A 5,729-nucleotide genomic window follows, 5' to 3' on the forward strand; every position below is an offset into this window, starting at 1 on the left:
GGGTCAGGAGTTGTATTCGTCCTTCCTGATGCCGTACTTCTTGATCTTGCGGTAGATGGTGGCCATGTTGGTGCCGGCCTCTTTGGCGGCGGCCTCGACATTGCCGTGGTTCTTGCGCAACAGCCCCCTGATGTACTCGGTCTCGAACCTCGTGAGCGCCTTGCTGTACTCCCCCTCGTCCGTGACCTGCTCACCATCGCTCGGCTCCTGCGGAGCCAGTTCTATGAACTGGGAGAGGACCGGCAAGGTGATGTAGTCGTTATTCTCCAGGGCGATGCAGGCCTCGATCACGTTCTGCAGCTGCCTGATGTTTCCGGGCCAGCCGAATTCCACCGCCGCTTCCAGGGCATCCGGGGTGAGGCCCTTGATCCGGGTGGTGAATTTGGCGTTCAGCTGACGGATGAAATGCGCCGCCAAGAGGGGGATATCGTCCTTGCGCTCCCTCAGGGATGGGAGGTGTATGTTCACCACGTTCAGGCGGTAGAAGAGGTCCTCGCGAAACTCGCCCGCCTTGACTGCGGCCTTCATGTCGGTGTTGGTGGCGGAAAGGACGCGGACATCGACCTTGGTGGGCGTCGGGTCGCCGATCCTGTTGAACTCCTGTTCCTGGAGAAAGCGCAGCAGGGTCTTCTGGACCGTCATCGGGAGGTTCCCGACCTCGTCCAGAAATAGGGTTCCGCCGTCGGCGGTCTCCAGCAGGCCGCGGCGGTTTTCGGCCGCTCCGGTGAAGGCGCCCTTGCGGTAGCCGAAGAGCTCGCTCTCCAGCAGGGTGGCCGGAAGCGCCCCGCAGTTTATGGCGACGAATTTCTTCTCCTTGCGCGGCGAGTTGTAGTGGATGGCCTGGGCGATCAACTCCTTCCCCGTTCCCGACTCGCCGGTGATGAGGACGGAGGTGTCCCGCACGGCGAGCTTTTCCACCCGCTCCAGCACCTCCTTTAGCGAGGATGATCCGCCTATGATGTGGTCGAACTGGAATCTACCGACCAGTTCCTCCCGCAGCTCCCGGTTTTCCTCGATGAGCCGGGTGTGCTGCAGGGCGTTTTTGACCCGGTAAAGGAGCTCCTCCGGCTCGAAGGGCTTGGTCAGCATATCGTAGGCCCCTTTGCGCAGGGCCTGGATCGACATCTCGACCGTGGCATAGGCGGTGACCATGATGACCGGCAAGCCGGGATCCTTCTGCTTCACCTTCTGCAACAGCTCAAGGCCGTCCATTCCCGGCATCTTGATGTCCGTGACCAGCAGGTCCCACTGTCCCGCCTGGAAGGTTTCGGCCGCTTCGAACGACCTGGTGAACGCGTTCACGGCATAGCCATTATCGGAGAGGACTGCCTCCATCATGCGGCAAAGCCCCTCCTCGTTATCGACCAACATAACTCTCTTCTTGGCAGTCACCTTTATCTCACCCCTTCTACCGCCGGCTTCCCCGGCTCGTCCCTCTTAGCAATAATCATCGCGGTTGACGGGCAGCCGCACCTCGACCGTGGTGCCGCAGCCGATCACGCTCTCGATGCCGATCTTTCCGTGATGCTGCTCCACGATCTGCTTGGTGATGGCCAGCCCCAGTCCCGTCCCCTTTACCTTGGTGGTAAAGAATGGCTCGAAGATCTTCTCCATGTGCTCGGGGTCAATCCCCCCGCCGTTGTCGGCGAATTTCAGGCTCACCATCCCGTCGTCGGCCGCCGAGGTCGAGACCACCAGCTTGCCACCTTTCTGCATGGCGGCGCCCGCATTCAGGATCAGGTTTATGGCCACCTGGCGCAGCTGGTCCCCGTCCACCATGACCTCCGGCAGCGAATGGTCGAACTCCTTGTCCACGCTCACGTGATGCATGTCCGTGTGGTTCGCCGCGAAGTCGACGATCTGCCCGAGGAGCGCGTTGATGTCGGTCTGCCCCAGGATCGGCTGCGGGGTCCGGGCATAGCTCAGGAGGTCCTGGACGATCTTCTTGCAGCGCTTGCTCTCCCGCTTGATCTCGTGGATGTATTTATAGGTCGGGTCCTCGGGAGTCAGCTTTCCCTCGAGGTAGGCGGCATAGCCGAGGATTACCCCGAGGGGGTTGTTGATTTCATGCGCCACGCCCGATGAGAGGACGCCGAGCGAAGCCATCTTGCCCTGCTGGGCGAGATTGGCCTCCAGCTCCTTGTTGTGCTTGATGATTTTGGTCATCCTGTTGAATGCCGTCGCCAGTTCGCCCAGTTCGTCGTTGCTGTCGACCGCGATCCGCTCGTCCAGGCGACCCTGCTTCACCTTTCTGATCACGCTCATCATGCGGTTGATCGGCTCGGTCATCACCCTCGAGGCGACCAGCACCAGAACCACCGAGACGATCGATACCAGGATGGTGAGGACCACCATGCTCTCCATGATGCGCCCCTTGATGGCGTTGGCCTCCTGGTAGAACTCGTCCTCGTAGGAGCCGACCGCCACGATCCAGTTCCAGGGCTTGAAGTACTCGTAGCGGACGATCTTCATTCTGGGGTTGCTTTCTCCAGCATTCCTCCAGGGGTAGCGGATCCAGCCGCTCTTGAGCTCGCACATCTCCCTGATGAAGTGCTCCCCGCGGGTGTCGGTGGCGTTGATGAAGTTCTTCCCCTCACCGGTCGGGTGGATCATGAAATTGCCGGAGCCGTCGACGCAGAAGACGTAGCCGGTCTTCCCCACCTTCTTGCTCTTGATCTTCTCCTTGAGGGCGGCGAAGGAGCGGCGCTCGAAGTCCACGTCGTCGTAGGTCTCCTCCAGGTAGCCGCCGGCCGCGATGATCCAGTCCCACTCCTTGAAGTAGCGGTAGGCCACCACCTTCTTGCGCAGCACCTTGTCGCCCAGCGTCGCGTTCTTCCATGGGTAGACGATGAAAAGGACTTCGCCCGGCCTGGAGCGCACCGCCTTCTCGCACATCTCCCTGATGAAGTAGCGCCCCTTCTCGTCACGGCTGTTGAAGACGTTCTCGCCTTCCTGGGCCACGTGCACCTTGAGCTCGCCCTTGCTGGTCATGGCGTAGATGTAGCCGGTCTTGCCGACGTTCACCTTGGCCAGCGCGTTGTGCGCCTCGTGCTTCGCCGTCGCCAGGTCGATGCGCCCCTTCTGGTACTGCCGCTGCTGGGTCTGCACCATATTGTAGGCAAGCTCGGTGAGGGTGGCGAGGTCCTTGTTGAAGCTCTTCTCCTTGTCCTCCTTGTAGACCTGGAACTGCTGGTAGTGGGAGTTCAGGAGGTCGACCGTGTAGGACGCCATGTGCTCGAGGTCGTCCTTGCTGGTCTGGGTGATGCCGAGATAGGCCTGTTTGGTGGAGATGTAGCCGATGACCCCGCCGACGATGAAGATGGGGATAATGACCAGCGGCAGCACCAGGACCACCATCTTCCAGCGCAGCTTCAAATTGTTTATGAACTTGAAGAGGTATTTCTGCATGTGGCTCTTTTTGTCCTGTTGTTTTGCACTGTCCGTGCTGCTGCGGCTGAGAAATGGTGAAAGGGGCTTTATCGGTTGATCTATAAGTGCTTCCGGTGCCATGCCTTGGCGTAAAAGGTCTTTCCGGACTCCTGCGGAGGGAGCCTCACGCGGCAAGGTGTGCAGGCAATTCCGAGATGGCGTTTTGCGCGATAGTAACGTATACAGAGAGGGAAAGGCCAGATTTTTTTGCATCTGTGCAAAAAATGCCGGAAGCTTCCTGCATCGGCTGCCCTTGAGGCTCAGGGGCTCCGGCCGAGGCATGATATACTCTTGTGGTTCACGGAGCTGACATGGAAATCCCGGCTTACCCGCAGTGCAGGTGCATCGAGCTCGACGACAAGCCGCTTTTGGACCGGCTCTTCTCCGAGCTTCAGCCCCGCGTCTCGGAGCTCACCTTCGCCAACCTCTTCCTTTTCCGGAAGGTGCACGACTACAAGCTGACGCAGGTGGGGGACGCTGTGGTGGCGCTGGGGCGCGGCTACGATGGCTCATGCTATTTCCTTCCCCCTTTCTCCGGGGGGATCGCCAGCGCGGCTCGCGAACTGATAGGGGAGGGGCTGACCCTCTACGGGGCCGATGATACCTTCCTTCAACAGCATCTTCAGGAGGGAGAAGGGCTGGAGGTGGTGGAGGACCGGGACAACTTCGATTACCTCCACCTGAAGGAGGAGATGGCCCGGTTGACCGGAAAGGCCTATCACAAGAAAAAGAACCGGGTGAACTACTTCATGCTCAGGCACCGGCATGAAGTAGAGCTTTATGCCCCCCGGCATCTTGAAGGCGCGCTGGCTCTTTTGGATGAGTGGCAGAGGGTCAGGGTGGCGATGGGGCCGCGGTCGGCGGAGGGGGAGGTCGAGGGAGCGGCCGAGGCCTTGAGGCTGTATGAGGAATTGGGGCTTTCGGGGGTGGTGATCCTGGTGGAGGGGGCCGTGAGGGGCTTCGCCCTCGGGGAGCGCCTGAACCGGGAGACCGCGGTCTGCCACTTCGAGAAGGGTGACCTCTTCATGGAGGGGCTGTACCAGTTGCTGGACCGGGAGTTCAGCCGGCTACTCTTCACCGGCTGCCGCTATCTGAATAGGGAACAGGACCTGGGTGTCGAGTCCCTGAGGCAGGCCAAGCTTTCCTACCGGCCGATTGAACTGGTCAAGAAGTACAGGGTCAGGCGGCGTTAGCGGACGTTCAGTCGCTTTTCCAGGAAGGCCTCCAGCTCGTCGGCTGCAGTTTCGAACTCTTCCATGGAGAGGTCGTAATCGGCCTCCCACTGCCTGTTCTTGTAGTAGACCTTGTCGTAGTAGTCGCAGATCAGGCCCTTCATAAAAGGTTCCATCTCCCAGCGCTCCAGATGCTCCGCCAGTTCCTCGCACTTCTTTCCCCCGAGCTTCTTGCGGATCCGCTGCAGCGCCGCCGCCATCTCCTCCTTGTACTCCGGGAGGCCGTACTCGTCGATCAGTCTCTGCACCCTGGTCCCGATAGATGCCGAGCACCAGATCCTGATTCCTTCCGCCATCTTCTGATAGAAATCGCCGGGGAGCATGACCCTGCCGATCCGCTCGCTCTCTCCTTCCAGGATCAGCGGGCGTCCCTGGGGGGCCTTCCTGATCGCGTCCCAAAGGAGCGTCTCGAACCTCTTCTGGGAAAGGTTCTGGTTGAGCCCCAGCTGGCCGAAGGCGGACCCGCGGTGGCAGGCAAGTCCTTCAAGGTCCACGGTCGAGCAGCCGCGATCCTCAAGGAGGGCGAGGAGGGTCGTCTTGCCGATTCCGGTCATGCCATGCAGCACCACCAGCGGGTCCTTGGGGATGAAGGGGCTGAAGAAGCCCGCAACCTGGTTGCGGAAGAGCTTGTAGCCGCCGACAAGCTGCACCGCCTGATGCCCGGTCAGGTCGAGAATCGAGGTCACCGTCTTGCTTCTCAGTCCTCCCCGCCAGCAGTAGACCAGGACGGGCCTGCCGTCGGCACGCTCGGCGATGGTTTTGACGATTTCGGGGAACCGGTGGGCGGTGAGTTCCAGGCCCCGCTGTCTGGCGAGGTACGGCCCCTGCTGCTTGTACATGGTCCCGATCTCGGCTCGCTCCTCGTTCGAGAGGAGCGGGACGTTGATGGCCCCGGGGAGGTGATCCTCCTCGTATTCGAGAGGGGTGCGGACGTCCACCGGGAGGTGGGTGTCGAGAAGTGATTCGCTGAATTCTATGGTTGCTGGCACGTCTGCTCCGCTGTTGCTGGTCGGGTACGTTAATCGATGCATTATATTGAGAGGCCGGGATTATTGCAAGGGTTGTGGC

Annotated in this window: 4 protein-coding genes; 1 reads left to right on the plus strand and 3 read right to left on the minus strand. The window is 60.6% G+C overall.

What is annotated here, in order from left to right; translation table 11 throughout:
• Positions 1–3 precede the first annotated feature (3 nt).
• Entirely contained in the window at positions 4–1,392 is a 1,389-nt protein-coding gene (locus AC11W3_RS15840) for a sigma-54-dependent transcriptional regulator (protein WP_484092235.1), read from the minus strand.
• Positions 1,393–1,437: 45 nt separating this feature from the next.
• The gene (locus tag AC11W3_RS15845; protein WP_484092236.1) at positions 1,438–3,408 is read right to left on the minus strand and encodes a sensor histidine kinase; all 1,971 of its coding nucleotides are present in this window, start codon (positions 3,406–3,408) and stop codon (positions 1,438–1,440) included.
• Between the two features lie 332 nt (positions 3,409–3,740).
• Here AC11W3_RS15845 and AC11W3_RS15850 point away from each other — a divergent pair, with 332 nt between their 5' ends.
• Positions 3,741–4,622 carry a DUF2156 domain-containing protein gene (locus tag AC11W3_RS15850; RefSeq protein WP_484092237.1) on the plus strand — a complete coding sequence of 294 codons (882 nt, stop codon included), beginning with the start codon at positions 3,741–3,743 and terminating at the stop codon, positions 4,620–4,622.
• On the opposite strand, the gene mnmH is transcribed toward AC11W3_RS15850, so the two are convergent.
• A complete protein-coding gene (mnmH, locus tag AC11W3_RS15855; protein WP_484092238.1) occupies positions 4,619–5,650 on the minus strand; it encodes a tRNA 2-selenouridine(34) synthase MnmH in 1,032 nt (343 codons plus the stop codon). The genes AC11W3_RS15850 and mnmH overlap by 4 nt on opposite strands.
• Positions 5,651–5,729: the final 79 nt, after the last annotated feature.

Source organism: Geomonas sp. (genome assembly GCF_056994735.1).